Genomic DNA, 25,498 nt, shown 5'->3' with positions numbered 1-25,498 from the left:
GGTCATCACCGACGCCGTGCCCCGCGCGGGAAGCTCACAGGTCCAGGACCAGGCGGCTGGTCCTGGAGCGGCCGACGCAGATCATCATGCTCGTGCCGGACCGCTTCTCGGAGTCGGACAGGAAGGTGTCGTGATGCTCCGGAACGCCGTCGAGGACCTTGGTCTCGCAGGTTCCGCACATCCCCTCCTCGCAGGAGAAGGCCACGGAGGGAACCGCTTCACGCACCACATCGAGCAGGCTCCGACCGGGCGGCACGTTCAGGACCTGGCCGCTGCGCCGCAGTTCCACCTCGAAGGCGCCCGTGTCGCCGCGCGGTCCGGCGGCGGGTGCGGTGAAGCGTTCGACGTGCAGGGAGCCGGCGGGCAGGAGCCGGTCGCAGCGCTCCTGCACGGCCTGGATGAGGCCGCCCGGGCCGCAGCAGTAGACGGCTGTGGTGTCCGGGAGGCCCTCCAGGGCGTGATCGAGGTCGAGCAGCCCATGGCTGTCCTGCGGAACGATGCTGACGTTCCGCCCTCCCAGGGCCGCGAGTTCGTCCCGGTAGGCCATGGACGTGAGCGTTCTGCCGCCGTACAGCAGCGTCCAGGGGACGGGGCCTGCGGCGAGCTGCCGGACCATGGGCAGAATCGGCGTGATGCCGATGCCACCGGCGATGAGGACGTAGCGGTCGGCGGGGACGAGAGGGAAGCGGTTGAGCGGACCGCGTACCTCCAGCAGGCGGCCGGCGAGCGGGGCGGTGTGGATCTCCTCGGATCCGCCCCTTCCGTCCGGCTCGCGCAGCACACCCAGCCGGTAGGTGGTCCGGTCCGCGGGATCGCCGCTGAGGGAGTAGTGCCGTATCCGTCCGGACGGAAGGCACACCTCCAGGTGGGCGCCGGGGCCCCACGCCGGAAGGTCCGCGCCTTGGGGATCGGTGAGCACGACACCCAGGACGCCGTCGGCCTCGCGGACGGTCTCGCGGACCAGGAGCTTGCGCGCTGGCCGTGCGCGGTCCTCGTACGTCATCGGGCCACTTCCTTCGTCATCGGGACCTCCTGCGCGGAGCGCTCGGGCCGGGCGCGGCACAGCAGGCCGTACACCGCGGCGGCGAGGGCGAAGGAGGCGGGCAGACCGAGGTCGACCCCGCCGGTCAGCTCCGCCAGCGGGCCGACGTAGAGCGGGTTGTTGACCCAGAGGACGCCCACGGCCGACCCGGTCGTGAACGCGGTCACGGCCCGGTGGTTCACCCCGTGGGTGTACCAGTAGCGCCCTCCCCCGCCGGAGGTGAAGACCCGCAGGTCCTCGGGCCGGTACCGGCCGCCGTGCAGTCGGTGTCCGACGGTGAGCACCGCGGCCCACGGGGCTGTCACGGTCAGCAGCAGCGTCACGAACGCGCCCATGGAGTCCATGGCGTCGTAGCGCACCGCGCCCAGATACAGCACGGCCAGCGCCAGCACTGCGGTCACGGCGGTCACCGCGGAGCGGGGCGCGCGCCAGACCATCGAGTTCGCCGACAGGCCCGCCGCGTACAGACACAGGGCGCCCTGCGGCAGCGTCCCGGCGAAGCCGAAGACCACCACCACCGCGGCGAACCAGCCCGGAACCGCGTCGGTGAGCCCTTGCAGCCAGGGGGTGTCGGGGCTGGAGAACAGGGTGCTGACATACGCGCCCGTGCCCAGGGCGGCCACGGTGCTGAGGAACATCGCCACGCCCGAGGACCACATCAGTCTGCCCGGCGGGGTGCCGGCGGGCATGTAGCGGGTGTAGTCGCCCTGGAACGTGGCGTAGGACAGGGGCACGGTCGCCGAGGCGGTCGCCGCCAGCAGCCAGGTGTGCAGGGAGCTGCCGAGCACGTGGGCGCCTCCCGCGTAGTCGGCGCTGAACCGTGGCGCGAGCACCAGGACCGTGCCGGTCAGCACCACGGCGCCGATCACCGCGGTGATCCGGTAGGTGCGCACCAGGACGGTGTGGCCGCGTACCGCGACGACGCCCACCGCCGCCGCCGTGGCGACCATGGCCATGGTCAGCGCACCCGGCCCGGTAGGGGTGGAGGCCAGCCGGTTGGCGGCGACCATGACGGCCGTACCGCCGGTCCACACGGCGATGGAGAAGAAACCCAGCGCGGTGACGATCGTGATGAGGTTGCCGATCACCCGGCCGCGCACCCCGAAGTGGGCACCGGACGATATGGGGTCGTTGGTTCCCGTGCGGGCGCCGAGGCCGGCGAGAGGAGCGAGGAGGACGGTGCCGACCGCGGTTCCGGCCAGGATGGCGCTCATCGCGCCCCACCAGCCCAGACCGAACGCGATGGGGAGCGCCCCCAGGACCACGGTGCCGAAGGAGAACTGGGCGGAGGGCCAGATCCAGCCGAAGTCCGCGGGGCGGGAGGTGCGCCGGGCTTCGGGGACGGGCGCGATGCCGTCGGCCTCGCGCGGGACGGGGCGGGACGGCGCCGCGGACGGCGCCGTCCCTTCGCGCAGCGTGCTCACGCCTCTCCCCGCCCCCTGTCGGGCCCGGTGTCCGCGGAGAGGGTGTCCACGATCCGCAGCGGGTCGCAGGCCGGCCCGGACGTGCGCTCCCCGGTGGTCAGGTCGAACGTCGAGTAGTGCAGGGGGCACTTGATCCGCAGCCGGCCGCCGTCGACGTGCGCGAACTTGAGTTTGCCCTGCCGGTGCGGGCATCGCGCGGAGGCAAGGATCTTGCGGCCCGCCACCTCGACGAGCACCAGGTCCTCGCTGATCTCCCGTATGGGGGCTTCCGCGTCCATCAGGAGACCTCCCGTGCCCGGTTGACGGCCGCCTCGGTGGCCTCCCCGACGATGAGACTGGCGAGCCGCACACCGGCCCAGATCTTCGCCGGGTCGGGGTCCTCGAGGGACCGGATCGCGGTGCGCATGTGGTTGCTGTGGTACGAGTCGATGTACAGGTGCTCGGTGTAGTACGCGTCCTGCCGGATGCCCAGCCGCCGGGCCGCGCGCGCGAAGCTCTGGAACCCGTACAGGACACTGGCCTCGAAGTAGGCGTAGGCGCCCAGGAAGTACTGCGGCGAGGGCGCACGGCTGGCCAGCCAGTGGAACATGTTGACGTACGCGTAGCTCTCCGGTCCGGTGACGTCGAGGTAGTCGTCGACGTCGGTGCTCATACCGAGCTCGCTCAGCAGGTTCCGGTAGAGCTGGGAGTGGGACTTGTCGTCGTTGCCGCACCCGAGTTCGTCGATCAGGACCCGGAAGACCGCCATGCCGGACCGGTAGGGCAGGCGGGGCACGACGGGCAGCAGCGACTCGGACTCGGTCAGGCCGTCGAGGGCGAACTCCCGCACGACGGCCTTGAACTGCTCCAGGGTCGCCTCGTTCGCCAGGAAGGTGTCGTTGGCCGATACCTGTGCCTCCTCCTCGGCGAGGAACTGCTTGAGGACCTCCAGCAGCTCCGCGGTGGAGGGGAAATCGGGCGCGTCGGCCTCGAACCGGTGGGCCAGCGGAAGGATCCACTGTTCCTCGATGTCGAGCATGGCCGCATAGCCCTCGGCGTCGGGCACCTGCCGGTACAGCTCGTACAGCTCGCGCTGTGCCTCGCCGCGGCGCCGCTTGTTCCGCCGTACGGTGGCGGCGACGGTGGTCGGGTTCACCGCAGCTCCTCGTGGATCGCGGGGTCGGCGATGATGCGCCGGGCGTGCAGTTCCTGCTTCACCCACCGGTACCAGTCGTCCTTGAAGACGCCGTAGCGCTCGCAGACGGCGTCGACCTCTGCCTGACGGTCGGGGCTCGGGTCGACCAGCACCGCGTTGCACAGCGCGGGGTCGAGGTTGGCCAGCGGGCCGATGAAGCCGTCGATGCCGGTCGCGGCGGTGATCAGGTTCTCCCAGCCTTCGAAGACGGGTACGCCGGTCTTCGCCTCGGCCAGCTTCCGTGTGAAGGACGCGTCGCCGCTGGACTCCTTGATGCCGACGACCCCGGGGAGCCGGCACAGGGTCAGCAGGGTGTCGTACTCGATGCGGTTGCCGGACAGGGCCTCCTCGTTGTAGAGGAAGATCGGGACGTCGGTGGTGGCGCGCAGGGCCCGGTAGTGCTCGACGATGGCGTCCTGGGTGATGTCCTTGCCGAACGGGGTGGTGACCACCACGGCGTCGACGCCCAGGTCCACCGCCCGGCGGGCTCGTTCGATGACGTGTGCCGTGTCGGGGAGCTGGATGCCGGCGAGCACCGGGAGGCCGCCGGCGTGACGGACGGTGCAGCCGACGATGGCCGTCCACTGCCGCTCGTCCAGCTTCCAGCCCTCGCCGGAGGTCAGGGCCGGCATGAGGGCGGTGACTTCGGGGCGGACGTGGTCGATGAGGCGGGCCGCGCTCTGCTCGTCGACGCTGCCGTCGTCCTTCATCGGGGTGACGAGGGGAACAATCGTGCCGGAGTACATGTCCGGGCTCCTCACAGCGAGTGCGATGCGACGGTCAGGACCAGGGAGTCCTGGTAGAGCCGTTCGAGATGGCCGGGGAAGGTGTCCTCGGTGTCTGCGACCGGGACGGTGGCGACCGGGAGATCCGTCCGGCCGGTGAGGCGGGGGCTTGCCGTGTACAGCACGCCCGAGTGGGACAGGACCTGCGCGAGCAGCAGCCGTTCGTGGGCGGGAAGCCCCTCCAGCTCCGGCGCCGTGAAGGCCCGGCGCGTGTCGTCCTCGCCGTAGCCGATGCGCTCGATGGCCATGTCGGTGTGCAGGTTGTCCATGAAGGGGTAGTAGGCGTCCTGCACGGATCGGCTGTAGTCCCACACGAGGTCGTCGCAGCGACCGACCTGCTCCCAGCTCATCGTGACGCTCTCGCCCAGCCGGCCGGCGAAGAAGCGCTTGCAGGTCCGCCGGACGGCCTGGTCGCTGCTGTGCATGCCCATGAACAGGGTGGCGTCGATGAAGACGCGCGAGGACTCACCGGGCATAGCGCTCGAGCACCTTCCTCAGGCGGTCCATCGCGGCGGCGAACATCTCCGGCTCGCGGGCCAGCGCCAGCCGGATGTACCGCTCGCCGCGCTCCGGGGAGTTCCAGTAGAAGAAGGTGCCGGGGAGGACGTAGACCTCCTCGTCGAAGAGCACGGCCTGGAGTTCGGTGGCGGTGACGGCGTCGGAGAGGATCTTGAACCAGGCCACGGAGGTGTTCACCACCGGCTCCTGGAACTCGAGGATGGTCCCCTCCATGGCCTTGCGCGCCGCCGCGCCGTTGGCGGTGATGACGTCCCGCACCGAGGCGAAGCCGTCGGCGATGGAGTCCTCCACGTACTGCGTGACCATGTTGAGGACGAACGGCGAGACGTTCAGCAGCACGCTGGTGTGGAGGTTGTAGACCTCCTCCTGGATGTCCCGGCTGGCGGTGATCATGGCGCACTTGGCGTCCTGGATCGGCCAGGTCTTCCCGGTGTCCTCCATCACCAGGTAGGTGACCCCGGACTCCTCCAGCAGCTGGTAGATGTCCACCCGGCCGATGGTGTCGTCGCACAGCGCGAAGGAGGCGAAGCAGAAGTCCATGACCAGGACCTTGTCGTGGTCGACGCAGTAGCGCACGACCTCGCGGAAGCCCTCGAGCCGCTGCGCCAGGAGGGTGAACCCGGTCGGGTTGTTGGGGTCGACCAGGTAGATCGCGTCGGCGGTGACGCTCTGTGCGAGCCGGTCGTAGATCTTGTCCGTCTCGTGCAGCGCCTGCTCGGGGAACGGCGATATCGGCACCTGCATGTTGCGGAGCAGATCGACGAGGTTGTCGAAGCAGGGCTCGACCAGGGCCACGGACTTGCCGCGGCTCTTGAGGTACATGCCGGCGACCATGGTGGACACGCTGGCGGAGTAGGACAGGAGGGTGCGGCCCATCGTGCGGGCCGTGGGCTGGCGGTGCAGCCGGAAGAAGGCGTCCAGGAACTGGGCCTCGAAGTGGGCCTGCTGCTTGGACTCGGACTCGTACCACAGTTCGGGGAGCCGCGAGACGATCGCGTCCTGGCTGGGGGACTGCCGCTGATGCGTGTGCGCGTCGGCGAGGTTGTACCGGGTCTTGAGCGCTTCGATCTCGTGCTGGGTCAGGTCGACGAAGGCGCTGACGTCCGCCTTCGGCGCATAGCTCACGGACGGCACGCCGCTGATCGTGCTCTCGGACATGAGAATTCTCCCTGTGTCTTTGGGGGCTTCCCGAAATACGCAGGAAATGCTACAGAAAAATTCCGGCAGCCTGAATCACACTCGGATCACCAATGCGGTAATCATCGTGATGTTTTCCGGCCCCGGAAGATAATCGCGATGATGTTTTCCGAATCGGGAAAAATAATAGCGGCAATGTTTTTTGCATCGCGAAAAGGCGGCCGGGGGATTTCGATGCTTCGAAATCCCCCGGCCGCCTTCGAGCCGGATGTCCTTGCGCTACTCGGTGGCAGCCTTCAGGAGAATGTCCTCGTAGATCTTGGGATCGTCGGACTCGATCACCGGGAACCCGATGCCGTAATCACCTTCCCAGCGCACTTCGATCCCCGGGTTCGGGTAGTCGGCGCCATCGGACAGGAACAGGTGCGGGCTGCAGTTGACCCGGTCCGTGCGGGAGACGGCGGCCTGCTCCATGAGGGCGCTGCGGGCACGGCCGTCGTCCAGGGCGGCGGCCAGCGCGGTCACGTCGACGCTGCCGGTCTCGGCGGCGACGTCCAGGATGACCTTGCGGTGGCTGACACACCGCGACTGCGCCCAGAACGCCTTGCGGAGGCCGAGGTCGAGCTGCTCCGAGGCCGACAGGGACTGTTCCTTGGCCGCCTGGATCGCCTCCAGCGCGGGCAGCATGGTGGACGGGTACAGCCAGTCCTTGTCCTGCCAGAGCTGCCAGCCGGCCTCGGGTTCCATGCTCGCCATCCGGCCCACTTCGCTGTCGGTTCCCGGGCGCGGGCTGGGGGCGTCGTTGAGGAGCTCCAGCGGGAAGGCACGCAGGTCGAAGCCGACCTGGTGCTCGAGACCGAGGCGCTTGCGGGTCGCGTGCAGGCGGTGGATCGCGATGTGCGCGAAGGAACACCAGATGTCGGAGAAGACGATGATGACGCCGGGCGGCGGGGTCAGGGACGCGTCGGTCATGAGTTGCTCCAGTGTGTGATCAGTGGGGCGGGGGATCGCGGGCCCGTGCCGGTGCATGCCGCAGGGCCGTGCCGGGAGGGGCGGGGACGCCTCAGGCGCTCGATGCTCCGTGCGCGTCCAGGACGGCTTCCAGATCGATGTCCGCGCCCGGCAGCCACTGCGGCAGGCTCGGAATGCGGGACATGGCCTCCATCAGGGCGTCGACCATGGCGCCCTCCACGGTCGGTCCGTGCGCGGACAGCAGGCGGGCGGCGGACAGGGAGGACACGCCTCGAACGGTCCGGTGGAACTTCTGGTCGGCCACCAGCGCCGTCCACGGGGAGATCGCCCGGTTCAGGATGTCGAATCCCTCGAAGAATTCCTTCACCTGGGCGTCACCGATATGCTGCACGGTTTTCGGCAGCACCGTGCCGAAACTGTCCGAACTGAAAAGCGTCCCGTCCTTGTGGTCGAACAGGGCCAGCGTCCCCGGCGAATCGAACGTGGGCGGCCGCAGGAAGGTGAGACGCCGGTCGCCTATCGACATCCGACTCCCGGGGTTCACCGTCACCACCCGTTCCCGCGGAATGCGGAACTCTTCGGACAGGCGGGTGAGCGATATCGCGTTGGTGATGACCTTCGCACCGGGAGCCCGGTCGAGAATGCGCGTCAGGCTTCCGGTGTGATCCCGGTCGTCGTGGGTGATGGCGACCCAGCGCAGATCCTCCGGGTCGACCAGCGACCACAGGGCCTCCTCGAATGCCGCGCGGTCGACGGGCATGCCCGAGTCCACCAGCATCGGTTCCTCGCCGCGCAGCAGATAGGCGTTGACCGGCTGCAGGCCGAGGTCGGGTATGGGTAACTCGGAGGGCAGGACATGCAGTTCGGGTCCTGCGGTGTAGGTCTCCAGCATCAGGTCAGCCTCCTGTCCCGGTCACACGAGCTGGATGGCCAGCGAGCCGGCGAGCAGCAGGCCGAGTCCCGACAGCCGGGGGGCGGTCATCAGCCGGGCGGGGAGCCGGAACAGGCCGCGGTGGTCGATCAGGGCGGAGGTCAGCTGCTGTCCGGTCACGGTCAGCGCGACCGTCACGGCGGCGCCGATCTCGGGAATGAGCAGGAAGGTGCCGGTGACGTAACCGGCGGCGCAGGCTCCTCCGAGCCAGCCCCACCACGGCATCGTCTTCAGCGGTGCCAGCTGCGGCTCGGGCGTCTTCCCCGTGATGCGCAGCACCAGCAGGACGACGGCGATGGTGAGCGTGGCCACCGCGAAGCTGAACGCCGCGACGGTGATGGGGGCGTCGAGCCCGTTGCGCAGCTTGGCGTTGACGGCACCCTGCACGGGCAGCACGCCGCCGGCGACGATGCCGAGCGCGATCCACCCGGTCCGGCCGGCACCGGACATCTTCGGGGCACCGGGGGGAGCGCTCGCCTTCTGTCCCCTGATGATCACGACGATGCCGACGAGCACGGCGAGGGCGCCCAGGGCGATTCCGGGGCTCAGGCTGCGCTTCTCCAGACCGAACAGTCCGCCCAGGTCCAGGACCAGGGAGGCGAACATCTGCCCGGTGACGAACAGTCCTACGGCTGCCAGCGCTCCCAGGCGGGGGAAGAGCAGGATGCCGCTGGTGATGTACAGGGGGCTGGCCAGGCCGCCGAGCAGGTGCCACCACTCGACGTCGGGGAGCTTCCCGAGCGCGCCGAGCGTGCCCGTCACCGCCGCCAGCACCACCAGGAGGCCGGTGGCCACGGCCAGTTGAATCGTGGAGGCGCCATAGGGCGTACCCACGGCCTTGTTCAGTTGCAGGTTCACCGACGCCTGGACGGCCAGTAGGCACCCGATCAGGAGGGCTGCGGCGAGCAGCGCGGCGTTCATGGTCTCTCCCGCTCTTCAAGTGGACGCTTGTCTCACTTAACATAGCGCCAGGGCAGCCAAATGGACAAGCTGTCCACTTAAGGGATCGAAGTAAGGTGAACCCCATGAGCAACGGCGACGAGATCCCGGCACCGCCCGTCGTCCCCCTCGGTGACCTCCAGGCCACCGCGCCGCCCAGGCAGCGCGCCGACGCGGTGCGCAACCGTGCCCGCATCCTCTCCGCCGCCGAACGGCTCTTCAGCGAGCACGACCCGCGCACCGTCACCATGGACCAGATCGCCAAAGCCGCAGGTGTCGGCCGCGCGACCCTCTACCGGAGCTTCCCCGACCCGTCCGCCGTCGCCACGGCACTCCTCGACGAGCACGAGCGCCGTCTGCAGGGACAGATGATCTACGGCCCCCCGCCGCTGGGGCCGGGGGGACCTCCCGCCGAACGCCTGGCGGCCTTCTACTTCGCCGTCCTGGACCTGCTGCAGCGGCATCTGCCGCTCGCCCTCGGCGCGGAAACCGGCCCGGCTCGCTACACCACCGGCGCCTACGCCTTCTGGCGCCTGCATGTGCGCACCCTGCTGGAAGCCGGCGGCGTCAAGGACCCCGACGCGCTCGCCGACATCGCCATGGGGCCGCTGGCCCCGGAGCTGTACCACCACCAGCGGCACACCCTGGGCATCCCGCACGAGCGCATCGCGCAGGCCCTGTCCCTGCTGGCCCGGCGCCTCCTAGGGGCTGCCTGACCAATCCCCGCCCGCTCCGCGACGCCCGGCACCCACTCCCCCGCACACCGGCGGCGGGGATGCGCCACAGGCGCCTAGACCGAGGGTGAGCCGATCTGCGAGCGCGGCCGCTCACCGCCCTCGCCCGCGGGCTCCAGAGCGGGAAGCACGAGGTGCCAGATCCGCTCCACCCTCACGTGCGCCGCCCCGTCCAGCGCTCCGGCCTCGCCGAGCCAGGGCTCGTCGGTGGGCAGCCTCGGCCGCCGCATCGCCAGCTCCACGCCGCTGACCACATAGCTGACCAGAGCGGCCAGCGCCATGGCGTCCACTCCCGGACGCAGCAGCCCTTCGGCGTCCGCGGCCCGCGACAGCCGCGCCACCTCGCGCCGCCACGGACACTTCTCCTCCTGGACCCCCTGCGGCGTCAGCTCCCGTGCGAGCCGCTCGGCGGCCCGCACCACCTCGTCGTTCTCCAGGAGGTCGATGAGCGTGCGGGTGACGGCCATCAGCTTGCCCACGGCGCTCGGACTGCCGCTCGTCGCCGACTCGATGGCTCTGCGGGTCACCGTCCGGGCCCGCTGCATGACCGCCTCGGCCAGGTTCGCCTTGGTACCGAAGTGGAAGACCACAGCTCCCGTCGTCACCCTGGCCCGTGCGCTGATACGGCTCAGCGAAGTCCGCTCGTAGCCGTCCGCGTCGAAGGCCTTGGCCGCGGCCCGCAAGACGATCTCCTTCGTGCGTTCGGCTCGCTGCTGGGTCGCCAAGAGTTCCTCCCCCGTTGAATCGCCGGCGCGATGTGCGACCAGGCGGGGCCGTCCGATCACCGCCCGGGCGCCGCCGGTGAGCGGGCCCGAGCGATCGGCCGACCGCGTAGTTGTGAGCAACTAGCCTTGCTATTCAGTGAGTTGAACTGACGAACGCGCTGGATCGTAGGTTACCGCAATGAACCTTGAGGTCTAAAATAGTTAACTCCTGAACCGGTTCCGCTCAGACCTTCCGCCAGGCCGGGGTCCAGGCGCCGTCCTCGACCACGTAGTCCCCGAACAGCGCGGGGGCCTCCTTGGCCAGGAGATCGGCCACCTTGCCGAACAGCAGGCGGATCTCCTCCTCGGCGCCGGATGCCGTACGGCTCTCGATGACGTGCCGCAGGGTGCGCACGTTGGCCGTCCACACCAGGCCCGTGGCCACACCCTCGGGGGCGAAGCGGCGCATGAAGGAGGTCTTGGCCTTCTTCTCACTGAAGGGCACGCCCTGATCGTCCAGGTGGAAGCGCTCGGCCATCCAGTGCTGGAACGCTTCCATCTGTTCCAGCAGCGCCGTGGCCCGTTCCATCAGCTCGGCGTCCTCCTGCGCCCAGTCGGGGAACCAGAACGGCAGATCGTCGAGGCGCACGAAGCGCAGCGACTCCTGGGAGACGGCGGTGCCGGCCCGGTGCCTGACGAGCTCGTGGGTGACGACCCGGCTCACACCGTGCAGGACGAAGGTGAAGTTCACGTGCTCCAGCACGGAACCGTGCGCGGAGGCCAGGATGTTGCGCAGATAGGCGTCCTGGTCGGTGCGCACGCGCCTCACGTTGGGGTTGAGGCCGGGCTCCCAGGACCGGTAGCAGATACGCCCGGCGAACTCCGCCAGGTTCTGCGCGTCGTCCAACTCACCACGGTCCAGGCGCTCGAGCCAGCTTTCCCCTCCCACCTCGGCAAGGTAGGCGGCCACTTCTTCGTAGTCGATCTGCGGGCGGGCGATGATCCGAACCTCGGGCTCCACACGGCGCAACGCGATTCTCCGTACTGGTCGGTCTGGTGCTGACGTGTCGTGGTCGCTCGTCTCAGCGCCTCACGGCGGGGGCGTCGGCCCGGGCCGCCGGCCCCGGCCTTCGAGGTGGTCGAGGACGCTGTCCAGGAGCTTCTCGAAGGCGACCGCGGTGTCGTCGGGCAGCCTCTCGCGCAGCCTGGCGTGCTCGGCTGCGGCCGAGTCCAGGACCGACCGCGTGAGGGCCTCGCCTTCCTCGGTGAGTTGCACCCAGGTGCTGCGGCCGTCGTGGATGTTCGCCTCCCGGTTGACGTACCCCGCCTGGGCCAGCCGCAGGACGACGTTGCTGGTGCCACCGGAGGAGAGCCCGCAGGCCGAGGAGAGGCTGGTCGGCCTGAGCCGGTGGTCCGGAGCGCCGGACAGGGCCAGCAGCACGTCCGCGTCGGCGTTCGTCAGGCCCGCGCCGGACGCGGCGGTCCGCGTGGCGGCGTTCACCACCTGCGCCAGACGAGCCGCCTTCTGGGCGATCCGTGCCAGCGAGACCGTGTGTCCGGCCGAGGCGAGGTTCTTCATCTCTCTCCTTCCGCGCCGCGAGGCAGCGCAGTCGCGCCTGTGAACCGCGCCGCACCGCGGCACCGCGCCGCCAGGATGCAGGAGGGGCCGCCCACGGGCAAAGCCCTGGCTCCCGCGTCACGGTTCGGTTGAGCACCCAACGCCTAGCGGCTATTCTCTCACAAGAAAGCTTTGAAGAAAGCTATCTGAGGGGTGGTGGCAGGTCCTTCCCCCTACCCGCGCAAGCGCGACGGGGCGCTCAGGGCTGCGGGCCCCGGTTGGACCGGCGCCGCCACCAGGCCTTGCCCCGGCCGGACGCTGTCGCCGACAGATGAGGAAACCGACAGAAGGGCACTGCCTTGAGGCCGGAGCACCGTGTGGAGAACAGCGGCTCCGTGATGCGTCTGCTGCTGCTCTGCTTACGGGAAGCACGGATAGCCGTTCAGGTCATGTTCGCGCTCCGCCTGGTGACGGCTGCCGCGCTGAGCAGTCCCGGCGGTCGGGGCCTGGCCTCCTGGCCGGCCCTGCTCGGCATCGCCGCCTGGAGTTGCGCCGTCTTCTTCGTCTACCTGCTCAACGGTGTCACCGACATCGACGAGGACCGGATCAACGGGTCGCAACGGCCCATCGCCTCCGGGTTGCTGACGCCCCGGCAGGCGATCGTCGTCGCCCGGGGCGCGGCTCTCCTCGCCCTGGTGTGCGCGGCGGTGCACGGGGTCGCCCTGCTGGTCCCGCTGGTCGCCCTGATGCTGCTGGGCTACGGGTACTCGGCACCGTCCTTCGCCTGGAAGTCCAGGACCGGCACCGCCATGGCCGTCGTCCTGGCGAGCGGGCTGCTGACCTACTTCGCGGGCTGTGTGGTCGCCCAGGAGGCGTCGAGCAGGGTGCCGGTGCTGGTGTTCGCCGCGGCGATGACGGCCTGGATGGGGCTGGTGGGCACGCTGGCGAAGGATTTCTCGGACGTCGAGGGGGACGCGGCGGCGGGACGGCGCAGCGTGCTCGTGACGCGTGGACAGGCCGTGGCCCGCACGCTGTGCGGCGCGAACGCCCTTGCCGTGGGCGCTGCCTTCGCCGTCTGTGCCGCGTTCCTGGCTCCCGTCCTGCTCTGGCCGGCGGTGATCGTGCTCCTGGGAGCCGTGTGGCTCGCCGGCACGCTGGCGTACGGCGAGAAGGGCAGCACGCGCCGTCCCTACCAGGTCTTCATGATCGTCCAGCACGCGGCACACACCGCGGCGCTCGTCCTCGCTGTCCAGGGCGAGCGTGTGGCTTGACCCGAACACCGCATGCTCAGGCACCGAGGGGGATCTCCATTGAAATCGATCACCAAGCCACGGAGTCGCGGGAATGCACTCGGTGAGTACTTGCAGGCCCATACGACGGGCATCCTGTCCAGGTACTGGGACATGCTCTACCGCTCCCAGAACCCCCTGGCGGACGACGATGCGTGGGAGATGTGCGCCGCACAGGCGCGCAGCATCATCTCGGAGTGCGTCCGGGCGCTGTCCGGAGACGAGGGCGCGGTGCGCACCGAGACCGCGGACCCGCGGGACGTCGGCGCACTCCGCGTCCGGCAGGCGATCCATCCCCTCCATTCCCTGCGAGCGGGCCGGATCCTTGTCGGCCTGGTGCTGCGCACCCTGGCGCAGGCCGTCTCCGACGAGGAGGCGGACGCCGTCTGGGTCATCAGATGCATGACGGCGCTGGAGGACGCGGTCTGGGAGCGCATCGAGGTCAGCTCCGCCGGCTACGACAGCTATCTCCTGCGGGAAGTGCGCACGGTCGACTCCGCATCCCGGCGTGCGATGGTCCGCGAGGTGCAGGACCGGCTCGACGACCATCTCAGCGCCGCACTGCGGCAGGTGGAGGTGTGCGCCGCCATGGCCACGGAGGGGTCGTACGGTCTCCAGGCAGAGTTGTCACTGGCGCAGAAAGCCCTCAGCGAGACCCTCGACTCCGTGCGCCACATGGCCACCGGGCTGCGGCAGCCGGCCGCGACCTCGCTCGAGAGCGCCATCAACGCGCTGGTCCAGGCCATGGAGCTCACCCAGGCCACGGTCCGCGTACAGATCACCGGCGATGAGACATGGGTCTCGCCCACGGCGCTGGACGAAACCCTTCTGGTCGTCCGCGAGTGCCTGCGCAACTCGCTGCTGCACGCCCGGGCACGCACCCTCGTCATCTCGATCGACATCGCTCCGCTGGAGATCGGGGGACACGTCGAGGACGACGGGATGGGCTTCGACGTGGAGCACGTCCTGGTCGACGGGGATGCCAGCGGCCTGGCCTCCGTCACGGAGCGGGTCGAGCGCCTCGGCGGGCGCCTGCTGGTCAACAGCACCCCCGGGGGCGGCACGCGGACCAGCTTCCGCCTGCCCAACAGGATCGCGCCGGCGGCGTCCGGCGAACGGGACCTCACCCGCGTGATGCTGGCGGACGACCACACCCTCCTCCGGTCGGCGATCGGCAAGATCCTCGGTTCCGCCGACGGGATCTCCGTGGTCGCGGAGACCGGTTCGGGACGGCACATCGTCGACCTGGCGGAACGTCATCGGCCGCAGGTCCTCCTGCTGGACGTCGACATGCCGGACTGCGACGCCCCCTCCGTCATCGCCCGGCTGCGCGAGCGCATGCCCGAGCTGCGGGTTCTGATCCTGAGCATGAACGACGACCCGCACCTGATTCAGGAGCTGCTCGGGCTCGGCGCACACGGCTATCTGCACAAGGGAGTGCGCAACCAGTCGCTGGTGTCGGCGATCCAGGACGCGGTCGCTCACCCCACCCTCGTGACCGTGGCGGTTCCCAGCCAGAGCCTCAGCCTGTTCCCGCCCACCGAGGCCCCGGTGTCCGGGAGCCTGTCGCCGCGGGAGGTCGAACTGCTCACCCGCGTGGCGTCCGGCCTGACCAACCGCCAGATCGCGCATCGGCTCGGCATCACCGAGGGAACCGTGAAGCGCCACTTGCGCAACATCTTCAAGAAGCTCGATGTCACCTCCCGGATCGAGGCGGTCAACCGGGCCACGGAGAGGGGGCTGTTGCGGCCCCCCTCTCCGGGCGGCCTGCGCGCCGCGCGTTCACGGCAGCCGGATCACCTGGGCCGCGTAACTGAGACCTGATCCGAAGCCCAGCAGCAGGGCAGGCCCACCCCCCTCCGCTCCCTCCGCCCGCAGCCGTTCGAGGGCCAGCGGAATGGAGGCCGCGCTGGTATTGCCCATGTCCACCACGTCGCGGGCGACCGCGACATGGGCGGGCAGTTCCAGCGCGGACGCGACCGTGTCGACGATCCGCAGGTTCGCCTGGTGGGGCACGAACGCGACGAGTTCGTCGGGGGTCACCTGCGCCCGCTCCAGTGCCTCCCGGGCCACCGCCGGGACCTGTGTGACGGCCCACCGGTACACGCGGGGGCCGTCCATGCGCATGAAGGGACGGTTCACCGCCGGATCGGCGCTCTCCAGCCAGGACTCGTGCTGCGCGATCAGTCCGGTCTGTGATCCGTCGCTGCCCCAGACCACCGGCCCGATCCCCGAGGCGTCCTCCGCCGGCCCGACCACCGCGGCTCCCGCACCGTCCCCGAACAGGAATGCCGTGGAGCGGTCCTTGGGATCGATCAGGTCCGACATCCTCTCGGCCCCGATGACCAGCGCGTACTCGGCCGAGCCAGAGCGGACCAGGTCCCTCGCCAGCGCCAGGCCGGTGCTGAACCCGGCGCAGGCGGACATCACGTCGAAGGCGGCGGCGTCCGTGCCCAGGGCGTGCGCGACGTGTGCCGCCGCGGCCGGTGTCTGGTACAGGTACGACATGGTCGCCAGCACCACGACGGACACCTGCCGCGCCTCGACCCCCGCCTCGACCAGCGCCTTCGCCGCCGCCTGCTGCGCCATGTAGGGGATGGTCTCGGCGGGGTCCGCGAACCGGCGGCTGCGGATCCCCGAATGGCGCTGGATCCACGCGTCACTGGAGTCGATCGCCTCGCAGATGTCGGCGTTGCCGACGACGGTGGCGGGCCGGTAGGCGCCCACGCTCAGGATGCGCGCGCCGGTACGCGCGCTCCCACCGGAACGTCCGTGTGTCATGCCTGCCGCCCTCCTGTCCGGGCGACCGGCACGTGGCGCGGGGCCCGGAAGGCCAGCGACGCCAGGTACGGGGGACGGGGCGGACCCGCCCACCGCAGGTCGGGGAACCTGCGCACGGCCTGGCGCAGCACGGCGGCGCCTTCCGCACGGGCCAGTTCCGCGCCCGGGCAGCGGTGCACCCCGATACCGAAGGCCAGGTGACCGCGGAGGTTGGGGCGTTCCGGACACAGCCGCTCCGGCTCGGGGAACACCTCCGTGTCCAGTCCCGTGCTGGTGAGGAGCAGCAGCAGCTCCGCCCCGGCGGGCAGGTCGACACCGCCCAGCGTCACCGGGCGGGCGACCACCCGCCGCCAGGCGGTCAGGGGGGCGTCGTAGCGGAGCACCTCCTCCAGCCAGGCGGGGACCCGCTCCACGTCCTCGGCCAGCCACTGCCAGGTGCCCTCACCCTGGAGGGCGCGCAGGAAGGCGGAGCAGGTGAAGAAGCCCGTCGTCGCGTGGCCGGCCACCAGGACGGTGTAGAGGACCGAGGCCGCCTGATCGGTGCCGAGCGGGGACCCGTCGGGCAGGCGGTGTCGGCGCAGGGCCATGAGCAGGGAGCCCTCGGGCACGTCGGTGCGCTGGACGATCTCGGTGAGCCAGCCGAAGAACGCCGCCACGGTGTCCGCGAGATCACGCTGCCGGTCGGGGTCGGGCCGGCCCCAGAACAGTTCGATGGACGCGGCCGTCCACTCGTACAGGGTCTCCACGTCCAGCGTGTTCCTGATGCCCAGAACGTGGAGCACCACCCGGATCGGGACACTGCGGGCGACGGTCTGCGCGATGTCGGCCCGGCCCGTGCGCGCCAGTTCTTCGTCCAGTGCGTCGAGTTCCTCGGAGACGATCCGCTCGATGTCCGGCAGGGCGGACCGTACCCGTGCGGCGCTCAGCAGCCGCATGGCGAGGGCACGCAGCCCGGCGTGGCTCGCCTCGCTGTTGTTGAACAGGGCCGGCGGGAGGTCGAAGTCGGCCTTGGCCAGCCTGCGCAGGGCCGGGAGGCGCAACTGGGTGATGGCGTCGAGGGTGTTGTCGTTGCGGAAGGTCTCGGGCTCCAGGAGCACGCGTCGTACATCCGCGTAGCGGCTCACCAGCCACAGGCCGGTGATCTCGTCGTAGTGGACCGGGTGGTCCTCGCGCAGGGCCTGGTAGGTGGCGTAGGGGCAGGCGGCGAACCCCTCGTCGAGGAGGTCCGTCCGGGTCGGGGGTGGGGTCGGGGCCGGGGTCGGGGTCGGCGGGTATACGGACGGCTTCATATGGACTCCACGGTTTCGCCGCGCTTGAGCCGGTTTCGGCAGTCCAGTACGTAGGGGGCTTCGGCGTGCAGCAGGTCGTAGTCGATCCCCTGGTGGTCGGTGAGCAGGATCACCGCGTCCGCGTTCCGGAACTCCTCCGCGGTCGCCTCCACGCGCTTCACCGCAGGGATCAGCGGGAACGCGTCGGAGACGTACGGGTCGACGGCGCGGACCTCGGCCCCGAGGGGCAGCAGGAGTTCGGCGACGCGGAGCGCCGGGGACTCCCGGTAGTCGGAGATGTTCGCCTTGTACGCCAGTCCGAGCAGCAGCACCGTCGATCCGTTGACGGCCCTGCCGCGGCGGTTGAGCCCGTCGGTCAGCCGCTGGACGACCTGGGCCGGACGCCGGTTGTTGACCTTCTGGGCCAGTGCCCAGAACTGCAGTTCCTCACCGGTCTGCTGCTTCAGGCGCCAGGACAGGTACTCCGGGTCGATGGGCAGACAGTGCCCGCCCACGCCCGGCCCGGGGGTGAACTTCATGAAACCGAAGGGCTTGGTGGCGGCGGCCTCCAGCGACTCCCACACGTCGATCCCCAGGACGTGGGCGGCATCGGCCAGTTCGTTGACGAGGGCGATGTTGACCGCCCGGAAGGTGTTCTCGATGAGCTTGGTGAACTCGCCCTCCTTCGTCCCCGACAGGGGGACGATCGTGTCCACCAGCCCGGCGTAGAAGTCCTGCACGGCACACAGCGACCGGGGGCCGATGCCCGTCACGACCTTGGGAGTGTTGGCGAAGTTCCACTGCGGGTTGCCGGGATCGATGCGCTCCGGGCTGAAGCCGAGGAAGAAGTCCTCCTCTCCCCTCAGGCCCGAGCCCTTCTCGAGGAGCGCGAGCACGACGTCCTCGGTCGTCCCGGGGTACGTGGTGGACTCCAGGATGACCGTCGCTCCGCGGCTGAGGTGCGCGGCGATCGTGGTGGCCGCCTGCTCGACATGGCTCAGGTCCGGAGCGCCCGCCCGTAACGGGGTGGGCACCGTGATGACCGCGACGTCGAAATCCTCCAGTGCGGCGGGGTCGCCGGTGGGCACATAGCGCCCGGTCCGCAGCACCGCTCGCAACTGCTGCGAGTCGATGTCCTCCACGTACGACTGTGCCGCGCTGAGCTTCTCCAGACGTTCACCGTCGATGTCCAGCCCGATGACCGTGTGGCCCGCCTCAGCGGCTCTGACTGCCAGGGGAAGCCCCACGTACCCCTGACCCATGACAACGACCTTCACGATGACCTCACAGACTCGAGTGAAGTGAAGGAATCGAGCACATCGACCGGCCACCCCGTTTCGTCGAACCAGCGGCCGCCGATGTCCCGGTTGATGGGGAACGCCTGGTTACGCACCCCGGAGAAGAGAACCTGGTTGTTGCGGCGCAGAATGTCGTCGCCGAGCTCGTCGAGTGCCGCGGCGCGCGCCTTGGCGTCAGTGATGCAGTCGGCCTCGTGCACGACGTCGATGAATTCCAGCGCATCGTCGATGGAAGCGTTGTAGTTGCGCACCCAGGCGCCCGGCAGGAAGCGCAGTTCGGCCTTCGCTTCCATCAGCCGGCGCACCGCCTTGAATCCGACGTGCACAAGGTCCCGGCGGCTGAGCCAGCGCGTCTCGTAGTTGATCCGGTTGATGAGAGAAGCCCGCTCCATCCCCCGGCGGTGTTCCTCGGCCGTCCGGTAGAAGATTCGGTAACCGTGCTGGTCGGGGTTCTCGAAGAACGTCGACGCCGGGTCGAGGAACGGAATCATGGGACAGAGCATCGGGTTCACCCGCAGGCCCTGGAACTTGGTCAGGAGGTGATGGCAGTAGTCCACCGTCTCCATGACCGAGCGTTCGTCCTGTTCCGGCATTCCGATGAAGTACCAGACGTCGATCTGGTGGATCCCGATGTCCAGTGCGCGGTAGATCCACTCCTCCATCTCCTCATTGCTGAACACCCCGCGTCCGGCCAGTTTGGCCACCCGCGGGTCGTGGCTTTCCGGGGAGAGGGTGATGGAGGTGTGCGCGTTGGCCTCGGCCATCCGCTTGAGGGTGTGGTCCGAGGTGAGCCGGAACTGCTCGTAGCTGATGGACTTGAAGCGTGATTCGGCGACCCGGTCGAGGAAGAACTCCATTCCCTGCCTGGTCTCGTTGTACGAACCCACCGAATAGAAGTGGTAGTTGTCCGCGCCCTCGACACGGCCCATGGTCTCGAACTCGTACGCGACCTCCTCGGGCACCTTGCGGGCCATCGACGGCTTCTTCTTGAAGATCCGGCGGAACGCCTCCCGGGAACCGCCGCACCAGCCGCAGTTGTAGGCACAGCCCGCGTTCTGGGTGGAGAGGACCTCCCGGATGCCCGACCCGACCGACGTGTCGGGCCCCGTCGTCCAGTCCACCCCGCAGGAGAAGGTGGCGGGCAGGTGCGAGAAGTCGTTGTCGTGCACGTCCCCGTCGCGTGACTTCCACAGCAGGTTCGGGATTCCGCGGTAGTCGCTGCGGCCGTGCCGGACCGCCTCCATGAGCGCCGCCATGGGCTCGTGCGTGTCGTAGCCGCGCATCACCATGTCGATCTGCGGCATGCGGATCAGCTCGTCCGCGTAGTACGTGGACGACGTCCCGCCGAAGAGGATCGCGATGTCGGGGCGCAGGGCCTTGATGCGCCGGGCCACCTCGAGGCTGCCCTGGACGTGCACCATCCAGTGCAGGTCGATGCCCACCACCGGGGCGTCCAGCGCCTCGATGACGCTGTCCATCGGAAGGTGCGGGTAACGCAGCAGCAGGGAGCTGAGGTTGAGCAGCTTGACGTCGCTGCCGCGGTCGCCGAGGAAGCGCTGGAGGGTCTTGAAACCGATCGGGAAGTACTCGTACAGCGGAGTGATCGGTACGTCGCCCGACGTGCCCAGGAACGGGAAATAGATGTCCCTGCGGTCCCGGAAGTCGAAGACGGCCGGCGCGTGCAGGAAGAGGATGTCGGCCCGCAGCGGCGGAAGCGTGCCGGGGCGGGAAGCCGGCGCGGTGCCCTGGACGGAAGCAGGCATCGGTCACTGCTTCCCGGAGGCTGTGCCGGGCGAGACCGCGGTGCGTTCGGCGAGCGACTGGGCGAGGAGCAGGCGCCGCACCTTCCACGAGCCGGTGAAGGGGATCTCCTCCCAGCGCAGTTCGTGGACGGGCGCCGAGGCGACCCCCAGCTCGCCGGCGGCCCGGTCCCAGGCGGCCCGGTCGAGCGGTGAGCCGTCGCGCACGCACACGGCGGCGGCCAGGGTGTCCGGGGTCGGCTTGACCAGGACCACCTCGCACAGCTCCGGAAGCGCCTCGAGCAGGGTGTCCTCCGCCTCCAGCAGGCTGGTCACTCCGTCGGCCCGGTCCACGACGCGGTCGAGCAGCTCCAGCTCGCCGTTGTCGAGGAGGCGGCCCACGTCCTGCATGGCCCACCAGGCCTCGCGGTCCGGCGCCGCGGTGTCCACGTAGCCCCGGCTGAGCCCTTCGGTGCGCACCTCGATGCTGCCGGCCGTGCCGGGCGGCACCGGCTCGCCGTCCTCGCCGACCACCCGCACCTCGGACACGCCGGGGATCGGCGCGCCGACGTTGCGGCTGGAGATCTCGTTCAGGTCGGCCCGCGTGATCACGCGCAGCGTGGTGGGACCGGTCTCCGTCTGGCCGTAGCCCTGGAGGTAGACGGCGTCCGGCTGGTCCGAGGCGTTCAGCAGGGCCCGGACGGTGCGCGGGTGGATCGCGTCGAAGGTGCTCACGAACCGCTTCACCTGGGCGAAGGGGCGGCCGGGGTCGTCCGTGAGCGGCTCCCAGCGCAGGAGGAGATTGGGATGGGACTCCACGCTCACCGGCCGGTGGGCCAGCAGGAGGTCCCGGATCCGGTCCATGTCGGGGTCGGCGGCGGCCACCAGCGGGGTGCCGGTGATCAGGTTGCCGAGCAGCGCGGAGGACGCCCGGATGTGCGTCGGCGAGATGCACCGGAAGGAGAACTCGGTCTGCCGGCCCGTCTGCTGGGCGACGCGCAGGGTGGGTGCGGCGTGCGCGTACAGCGAGGCGGTGGACTGCGCGATCAGTTTGGGCAGGCCGGTCGTACCGGAGGAGTGGGTGATGATCACCTCGTCGCCGTCCGCGGGGCGGTGCGGGCGATGGGTCCGGCCGCCGGTCAGCGGCCGTATCCACGCCGCCTCGGTCCCGTCGACCGACCAGGCCGACGCGGTGAGCCGTGCGGCCTCCTCCCCGACGGGGGCGAGGCGGTCGGCGCCGTACGCGTCGGTGAGGAGCACCGGTTCGCCCAGCCGCTCCAGGAGCGCGAGCAGTTCCCGGACGCCCATGCGCGCCGACAGCAGCGCCGGGACCGCGCCGATGCGGATCGCGGCCGCGGCCAGCGCCTGGACGTCGATGTGGTCGCGCTTCACCACCGCGACCCGGGTCCCCGGCCGGACCCCGGCGGTCCACAGCCGGTCGGCGAAGTCACCGACGAACTCGGCGAGTGCGGCGTGGTCGAGGGCCTCCTTGCCGGTTCCCGCCCACGGCGAGTCGGCGATCAGCGGAGTGTCGGGGTGCTGGTCGGCGGCGAGGAACACGGCCTCGCTGAGGTTGATCGGTGTCGTGAGGTTCACGCTGTTGCCCCTTCGATGGGGAGACGTCAGGACGAGGTCTGTTCCTTTGCCGCACCGGCCGCGCGTCGGCCGGCCAGGGCTGCGGCGACCTGGCCGGCCAGCCCCGCGGAGTTCAGCAGCACCGCGCGGTTGGCGGTGGCGCTGCGCCCGCCTGTGGCGGCACCGACGTGCTTCATGAGGTAGGGCGTCAGGGAGGGGCCGCGTACGCCGTCCCGCTCGGCGGAATCCAGGGCCTGACGGATCACCCGGTCGTGTTCGGCGGGGTCCAGGGCGTCCGCGGCGGGGATCGGCGAGGCCACCAGCAGGCTTCCGCCCCGGCCCAGCCGCCAGTGGTACTCGGCAGCGGCGGCGATCCGGTCCGCCTGGTCCAGACGGTGCGGCACGGGGAAACCGCTGGACGGGCAGTAGAAGGCCGGGAATTCGGAGCAGGCGTGCCCGATGACCGGGACGCCCTGGGTCTCGAGGTACTCCAGGGTGGCGCCGATGTCCAGGATGCTCTTCACCCCGCCGCACACGACGACGGCACGGCTGCGGGCCAGTTCGACCAGGTCCCCGGAGACGTCGAACGACTCTCCGGCGCCCCGGTGCACCCCGCCGAGTCCGCCGCAGGCGACCACGCCGATGCCGACCCGGTCGGCCACGGCGAGGGTGGAGGCGAACGTCGTCGCGCCGAGGCCCCCGCCGGCCAGGACCGGGCCGAGGTCGCGGTTGCCCACCTTGGACACCCGCTCGGCCGTCGCCAGGCGCTCGGCGGTGTCCGGCTCCAGGCCGACCCGGACGGTTCCGTCCAGGACGGCGACCATGGCGGGAACGGCACCGGACTGCCGTATCGCCTTCTCCACCTCGGCCGCCGCCTCCAGGTTCTGCGGGTGCGGCAGACCGTGGGCGATGACCGAGGACTCCAGAGCGACGACCGGGGTGCCCGCCGCCAGGGCTTCGCGCACCTCGGGCGCCAGGACGAGCAGGTCCGAGGGGGCCGCGGTGCTCATGGGTTCACCTTTCGCATGATCTGGGTGGCCGCTCCCCGGCAGCACACGGTGCCGTTCTGGAGCACCCGTACCGCGACGGACGCGTGGCGGTGGGTCAGTTGCGTCGCCTCGGCCTCGATACGGGCGGGGCCGGGCATGAGCGGGGCGAGGAACTCCAGGGTGAGCTCGCCGGTGAGGAAGTCCCGGTCGTCCGGCAGGATGGTGAGCATGACCAGGCCGGCGTACTGGTCGACGAGCGCGGCGGTGTACCCGCCGAAGATCATGTTCTCCTTGACGGCGAACTCCTCGGAGCACGAGAAGTCGACGGCGACCCAGCCCGGTCCCCACTGGTCGCAGTTGGGCAGCCGGAGCTTCTCGATCCAGGGGGGACCCTGCGCGGTGCCCGCCACGATGTGGTCCAACAGCACACGGCGGGCGGTTTTCCGGTCAGCTTCGGGAAACCCCGCGGGGGGCTTCACGCCAAGGCCAAGGACAGTGCTGTCCACCATTCACCTACCTGTGTCGAGACCACACACACAGTGCGGTCGGTGGTGGTGCCGGGCGTCGCCGCCGACGGCGAGCACGCCGCGGCACGCGGTCCCAGGGGCACCAGGGGCAGGGCCCGGGGCCTGAAGCTCCGGCCCGATCGAGCCGAGGTCGCCTTGTACGCCGCCTCCTTGGCGGCGAACACCCGCGTCGGGTCGAGCCACGACGGCTCCCTGCGCAGAGCCGCCAGTTCCTCCTCGGTGCACAGCAACCGCATCGCCCGGGGCGGCAGCTGATCGTGGAGCTCCAGGTCCACCCCCAGGCCCGCGAGCCGGGGGGCGGTGGCTCCCCCGCGCCACGCGACGCCGACGGCGTACCGGCCGCGGTGCGTGAGGGACACCACCGTTCCCGCGGGCGCCCGGGGGGCTCCGGAGACGGTTCTCGCCAGGTCTCCGGGGGCCACTCCCAGCGCCCGCAGGGCGGTGCTCAACGCCCTGCGGCCGCCGGCCCGTTCGGCGGCGCGGGGCCAGGTGGGGACGGCTTCCGCACGGCTGCCGGCCGGTGCCTTCAGCGGGGGCCCGCCGAAGGGGAGGACACAGACGGCGAGCCGTCCCCCTGCGAGCTCGCACACCCGCACGCCAGGTCCTCGGCTCCGGCGGGGTCCCGCGCTCACGGGCTCATCCGGCCTTGGCCGACTCGGGCTTGGGCAGCTTGGCGATGAGGCCGGCCGACACCAGGAACACGACGACCATGACCACCAGGCCGATCGAGAAGCCGTTGGCGAGCTGCTCGGTGGTCGCCTCCTCCAGGGAGTCCCCGGGGACCGCGGCCAGCATGGCCAGGCCGATCACCGCGATGCCGACGGCACCGCCGATCTGCTGGCCCGTGGACAGCAGCCCCGAGGCGGCCCCGGCCTGCGAGGAACGGATGCCGGCCAGCACCGTCGACAGCAGCGGCGCCAGTACGAGCCCGAGGCCGCAGCCGGTGACGAACAGCGGCGGGATGATCCACAGCGACAGCGTCCAGTCCTGGACCAGCAGCACCGGAATGATCATGAGGGCGCTACCGACGGCGGATGCCAGCGCTCCGTACAGGGCGACCTTCCGGCCTCCGTGCCGCGCGATCAAGCCCTTGGACCGGGTGGAGGTCAGGAAGGAGCCGAGGGAGTACGTCACCATGGTCAGCCCCGTGTACAGCGCGGACTCCCCGATCCCGTACTGCAGCAGGTAGGAGAAGTAGAGGAAGAACGAGTACAGGGCGCTGAAGAAGACGAAGTACAGCGTCACGCCCAGCCGGAAGACGCGGTCCCGCCACAGCTCCGGCGGCAGCAGGGGCGTTCCCCCGCGCCCGGCGATCCGGCCCTGCTGGACCAGGAAGGCCCAGCCCAGCGGCACGGTCGCGGCGAGGAGCACCCAGGACCACACCGGCCAGCCGTGGTCCTGTCCCACGGTCAGCGGCGTCATCAGCGCCACGAGCAGCGCGCTGAGCAGGATGATGCTCGAGACGCTGACGCGGCCGGCGTCGGCGTTGCGGGCGACCGGTACCAGCTTCGGGGCGAGCAGCAGAGCGACCAGCCCGACCGGCACGTTGATCAGGAACACCGCACGCCAGCTCGTTCCCGCGATGTCGAGAGCCACCAGCAGACCGGACAGGATGGGCCCGACGATCGTCGCCATGCTGATCACGGCGCCCAGCGCGGCGAAGCCACCGGGCCGGCGCTCCGGTGTCAGTACGGTCTGGATCGTGGCGATCACCTGCGGGTACAGCACCCCGGCGCTGAGTCCCTGCACGATGCGCGCACCGATCAGCAGCTCCGGTGAGGGCGCGAGGCCGCAGGCCAGCGAGCTCAGAGTGAACAGGAGCAGACCGGTCATGAACATCGCGCGGCGTCCGGCGATGTCGCCGAGCCTGCCGCCGGTCACGAGGAGCGTCGCGTAACCGATCTGGTAGCCGGCGACGACGAGCTGGATGTCGGCGAGGTTCGCGCCCAGGTCGTCCTGGATGGCGGGGGCGGCGGTGTTCACGATGGACACGTCGGCCAGCACCATGAAAGCCGCGGTCAGCACGAGAGCCACGGCGCGGCTCGCGGACTTGTCCGCGTCTGGTGGCGGTGAGGGCACCGGTGTGGGGGAGGTAACCCTTTCGGACATGGAT

At 70.3% G+C, this 25,498-nt stretch carries 25 protein-coding genes; 3 read left to right on the top strand and 22 right to left on the bottom strand.

Annotated features, from left to right (window positions below; translation table 11 throughout):
• Positions 1-34: 34 nt before the first annotated feature.
• From ABZ192_RS24700 to ABZ192_RS24655, 10 genes are all read right to left on the bottom strand, one after another.
• Positions 35-1,003, bottom strand: a complete 969-nt coding sequence (locus ABZ192_RS24700) for a PDR/VanB family oxidoreductase (RefSeq protein ID WP_356926624.1) — start codon at positions 1,001-1,003, stop codon at positions 35-37.
• The gene (locus ABZ192_RS24695; RefSeq protein WP_356926623.1) at positions 1,000-2,466 is read right to left on the bottom strand and encodes a cytosine permease; all 1,467 of its coding nucleotides are present in this window, start codon (positions 2,464-2,466) and stop codon (positions 1,000-1,002) included. Before ABZ192_RS24695 ends, ABZ192_RS24700 begins: the two co-directional genes overlap by 4 nt.
• A complete protein-coding gene (locus ABZ192_RS24690) occupies positions 2,463-2,744 on the bottom strand; it encodes a Rieske (2Fe-2S) protein (protein ID WP_356926622.1) in 282 nt (93 codons plus the stop codon). Before ABZ192_RS24690 ends, ABZ192_RS24695 begins: the two co-directional genes overlap by 4 nt.
• Positions 2,744-3,601 (bottom strand): iron-containing redox enzyme family protein, encoded by an 858-nt coding sequence (locus tag ABZ192_RS24685; RefSeq protein WP_356926621.1) that lies wholly within the window; start codon positions 3,599-3,601, stop codon positions 2,744-2,746. Before ABZ192_RS24685 ends, ABZ192_RS24690 begins: the two co-directional genes overlap by 1 nt.
• A complete protein-coding gene (locus ABZ192_RS24680) occupies positions 3,598-4,386 on the bottom strand; it encodes a dihydrodipicolinate synthase family protein (protein WP_356926620.1) in 789 nt (262 codons plus the stop codon). The genes ABZ192_RS24685 and ABZ192_RS24680 overlap by 4 nt, the downstream gene beginning before the upstream one ends.
• Positions 4,387-4,397: 11 nt before the next feature.
• Positions 4,398-4,901: a DUF6190 family protein gene (locus ABZ192_RS24675; RefSeq protein WP_356926619.1), complete on the bottom strand. Its 504-nt coding sequence runs from the start codon at positions 4,899-4,901 to the stop codon at positions 4,398-4,400.
• Complete coding sequence (locus ABZ192_RS24670; RefSeq protein ID WP_356926618.1) at positions 4,891-6,102, bottom strand: aminotransferase class I/II-fold pyridoxal phosphate-dependent enzyme; 1,212 nt, start codon at positions 6,100-6,102, stop codon at positions 4,891-4,893. Before ABZ192_RS24670 ends, ABZ192_RS24675 begins: the two co-directional genes overlap by 11 nt.
• A gap of 258 nt (positions 6,103-6,360) precedes the next feature.
• Positions 6,361-7,053, bottom strand: coding sequence for a DsbA family protein (locus tag ABZ192_RS24665; RefSeq protein WP_356926617.1), 693 nt, complete (start codon positions 7,051-7,053; stop codon positions 6,361-6,363).
• Between the two features lie 91 nt (positions 7,054-7,144).
• Positions 7,145-7,945 carry an MBL fold metallo-hydrolase gene (locus ABZ192_RS24660; protein ID WP_356926616.1) on the bottom strand — a complete coding sequence of 267 codons (801 nt, stop codon included), beginning with the start codon at positions 7,943-7,945 and terminating at the stop codon, positions 7,145-7,147.
• A 21-nt stretch (positions 7,946-7,966) separates the two neighbouring features.
• The gene (locus ABZ192_RS24655; protein WP_356926615.1) at positions 7,967-8,905 is read right to left on the bottom strand and encodes a DMT family transporter; all 939 of its coding nucleotides are present in this window, start codon (positions 8,903-8,905) and stop codon (positions 7,967-7,969) included.
• Between the two features lie 104 nt (positions 8,906-9,009).
• Here ABZ192_RS24655 and ABZ192_RS24650 point away from each other — a divergent pair, with 104 nt between their 5' ends.
• Complete coding sequence (locus ABZ192_RS24650; protein WP_356926614.1) at positions 9,010-9,639, top strand: helix-turn-helix domain-containing protein; 630 nt, start codon at positions 9,010-9,012, stop codon at positions 9,637-9,639.
• 74 nt (positions 9,640-9,713) lie between these two features.
• On the opposite strand, the gene ABZ192_RS24645 is transcribed toward ABZ192_RS24650, so the two are convergent.
• From ABZ192_RS24645 to ABZ192_RS24635, 3 genes are all read right to left on the bottom strand, one after another.
• The gene (locus ABZ192_RS24645; RefSeq protein WP_356926613.1) at positions 9,714-10,382 is read right to left on the bottom strand and encodes a TetR family transcriptional regulator; all 669 of its coding nucleotides are present in this window, start codon (positions 10,380-10,382) and stop codon (positions 9,714-9,716) included.
• 223 nt (positions 10,383-10,605) lie between these two features.
• The gene (gene thyX / locus ABZ192_RS24640) at positions 10,606-11,382 is read right to left on the bottom strand and encodes an FAD-dependent thymidylate synthase (protein WP_356926612.1); all 777 of its coding nucleotides are present in this window, start codon (positions 11,380-11,382) and stop codon (positions 10,606-10,608) included.
• Between the two features lie 69 nt (positions 11,383-11,451).
• The gene (locus tag ABZ192_RS24635; RefSeq protein ID WP_356926611.1) at positions 11,452-11,940 is read right to left on the bottom strand and encodes a MarR family transcriptional regulator; all 489 of its coding nucleotides are present in this window, start codon (positions 11,938-11,940) and stop codon (positions 11,452-11,454) included.
• Between the two features lie 356 nt (positions 11,941-12,296).
• Between ABZ192_RS24635 and ABZ192_RS24630 the strand changes: the two genes are divergently transcribed.
• Positions 12,297-13,190: a UbiA family prenyltransferase gene (locus ABZ192_RS24630; RefSeq protein WP_356926610.1), complete on the top strand. Its 894-nt coding sequence runs from the start codon at positions 12,297-12,299 to the stop codon at positions 13,188-13,190.
• Positions 13,191-13,322: 132 nt separating this feature from the next.
• Positions 13,323-15,032, top strand: coding sequence for a response regulator (locus ABZ192_RS24625; protein WP_356926609.1), 1,710 nt, complete (start codon positions 13,323-13,325; stop codon positions 15,030-15,032).
• On the opposite strand, the gene ABZ192_RS24620 is transcribed toward ABZ192_RS24625, so the two are convergent.
• From ABZ192_RS24620 to ABZ192_RS24580, 9 genes are read right to left on the bottom strand one after another with little or no spacing between them, the layout of a single operon-like run.
• Positions 14,991-15,989 carry a beta-ketoacyl-ACP synthase III gene (locus tag ABZ192_RS24620; RefSeq protein ID WP_356926608.1) on the bottom strand — a complete coding sequence of 333 codons (999 nt, stop codon included), beginning with the start codon at positions 15,987-15,989 and terminating at the stop codon, positions 14,991-14,993. The genes ABZ192_RS24625 and ABZ192_RS24620 overlap by 42 nt on opposite strands.
• Positions 15,986-17,278 carry a cytochrome P450 gene (locus ABZ192_RS24615; protein ID WP_356926607.1) on the bottom strand — a complete coding sequence of 431 codons (1,293 nt, stop codon included), beginning with the start codon at positions 17,276-17,278 and terminating at the stop codon, positions 15,986-15,988. The genes ABZ192_RS24620 and ABZ192_RS24615 overlap by 4 nt, the downstream gene beginning before the upstream one ends.
• Positions 17,275-18,519 (bottom strand): nucleotide sugar dehydrogenase, encoded by a 1,245-nt coding sequence (locus tag ABZ192_RS24610; RefSeq protein ID WP_356926606.1) that lies wholly within the window; start codon positions 18,517-18,519, stop codon positions 17,275-17,277. Before ABZ192_RS24610 ends, ABZ192_RS24615 begins: the two co-directional genes overlap by 4 nt.
• An 11-nt stretch (positions 18,520-18,530) precedes the next feature.
• Positions 18,531-20,318, bottom strand: coding sequence for a cobalamin-dependent protein (locus tag ABZ192_RS24605; protein WP_356926605.1), 1,788 nt, complete (start codon positions 20,316-20,318; stop codon positions 18,531-18,533).
• A gap of 3 nt (positions 20,319-20,321) precedes the next feature.
• Positions 20,322-21,890: a class I adenylate-forming enzyme family protein gene (locus ABZ192_RS24600; RefSeq protein ID WP_356926604.1), complete on the bottom strand. Its 1,569-nt coding sequence runs from the start codon at positions 21,888-21,890 to the stop codon at positions 20,322-20,324.
• A gap of 26 nt (positions 21,891-21,916) precedes the next feature.
• Positions 21,917-22,879 (bottom strand): pseudouridine-5'-phosphate glycosidase, encoded by a 963-nt coding sequence (locus ABZ192_RS24595; RefSeq protein WP_356926603.1) that lies wholly within the window; start codon positions 22,877-22,879, stop codon positions 21,917-21,919.
• The gene (locus ABZ192_RS24590) at positions 22,876-23,286 is read right to left on the bottom strand and encodes a PaaI family thioesterase (RefSeq protein WP_356926602.1); all 411 of its coding nucleotides are present in this window, start codon (positions 23,284-23,286) and stop codon (positions 22,876-22,878) included. Before ABZ192_RS24590 ends, ABZ192_RS24595 begins: the two co-directional genes overlap by 4 nt.
• 47 nt (positions 23,287-23,333) lie before the next feature.
• Positions 23,334-23,975, bottom strand: coding sequence for a 4'-phosphopantetheinyl transferase superfamily protein (locus ABZ192_RS24585; protein ID WP_356926601.1), 642 nt, complete (start codon positions 23,973-23,975; stop codon positions 23,334-23,336).
• A gap of 46 nt (positions 23,976-24,021) precedes the next feature.
• Positions 24,022-25,494 (bottom strand): MFS transporter, encoded by a 1,473-nt coding sequence (locus ABZ192_RS24580; protein ID WP_356926600.1) that lies wholly within the window; start codon positions 25,492-25,494, stop codon positions 24,022-24,024.
• Positions 25,495-25,498 lie beyond the last annotated feature (4 nt).

Source organism: Streptomyces sp. NPDC006235 (assembly GCF_040613735.1).
In the GTDB taxonomy this organism is placed as follows: Bacteria; Actinomycetota; Actinomycetes; order Streptomycetales; family Streptomycetaceae; genus Streptomyces.
The sequence above is the reverse complement of the archived record's forward strand: the minus strand, read 5'-3'. Positions and strand labels throughout refer to the sequence as shown.

Coding starts and splice junctions, on each gene's coding strand:
- ABZ192_RS24620 (WP_356926608.1), bottom strand. CDS start 15,989: ATGACACACGGACGTTCCGGTGGGAGCGCGCGTACCGGCGCGCGCATC.
- ABZ192_RS24610 (WP_356926606.1), bottom strand. CDS start 18,519: ATGGGTCAGGGGTACGTGGGGCTTCCCCTGGCAGTCAGAGCCGCTGAG.
- ABZ192_RS24595 (WP_356926603.1), bottom strand. CDS start 22,879: ATGAGCACCGCGGCCCCCTCGGACCTGCTCGTCCTGGCGCCCGAGGTG.
- ABZ192_RS24655 (WP_356926615.1), bottom strand. CDS start 8,905: ATGAACGCCGCGCTGCTCGCCGCAGCCCTCCTGATCGGGTGCCTACTG.
- ABZ192_RS24615 (WP_356926607.1), bottom strand. CDS start 17,278: ATGAAGCCGTCCGTATACCCGCCGACCCCGACCCCGGCCCCGACCCCA.
- ABZ192_RS24635 (WP_356926611.1), bottom strand. CDS start 11,940: ATGAAGAACCTCGCCTCGGCCGGACACACGGTCTCGCTGGCACGGATC.
- ABZ192_RS24660 (WP_356926616.1), bottom strand. CDS start 7,945: ATGCTGGAGACCTACACCGCAGGACCCGAACTGCATGTCCTGCCCTCC.
- ABZ192_RS24650 (WP_356926614.1), top strand. CDS start 9,010: ATGAGCAACGGCGACGAGATCCCGGCACCGCCCGTCGTCCCCCTCGGT.
- ABZ192_RS24580 (WP_356926600.1), bottom strand. CDS start 25,494: ATGTCCGAAAGGGTTACCTCCCCCACACCGGTGCCCTCACCGCCACCA.
- ABZ192_RS24680 (WP_356926620.1), bottom strand. CDS start 4,386: ATGTACTCCGGCACGATTGTTCCCCTCGTCACCCCGATGAAGGACGAC.
- ABZ192_RS24625 (WP_356926609.1), top strand. CDS start 13,323: ATGCTCTACCGCTCCCAGAACCCCCTGGCGGACGACGATGCGTGGGAG.
- ABZ192_RS24665 (WP_356926617.1), bottom strand. CDS start 7,053: ATGACCGACGCGTCCCTGACCCCGCCGCCCGGCGTCATCATCGTCTTC.
- ABZ192_RS24675 (WP_356926619.1), bottom strand. CDS start 4,901: ATGCCCGGTGAGTCCTCGCGCGTCTTCATCGACGCCACCCTGTTCATG.
- ABZ192_RS24690 (WP_356926622.1), bottom strand. CDS start 2,744: ATGGACGCGGAAGCCCCCATACGGGAGATCAGCGAGGACCTGGTGCTC.
- ABZ192_RS24670 (WP_356926618.1), bottom strand. CDS start 6,102: ATGTCCGAGAGCACGATCAGCGGCGTGCCGTCCGTGAGCTATGCGCCG.
- ABZ192_RS24700 (WP_356926624.1), bottom strand. CDS start 1,003: ATGACGTACGAGGACCGCGCACGGCCAGCGCGCAAGCTCCTGGTCCGC.
- ABZ192_RS24605 (WP_356926605.1), bottom strand. CDS start 20,318: ATGCCTGCTTCCGTCCAGGGCACCGCGCCGGCTTCCCGCCCCGGCACG.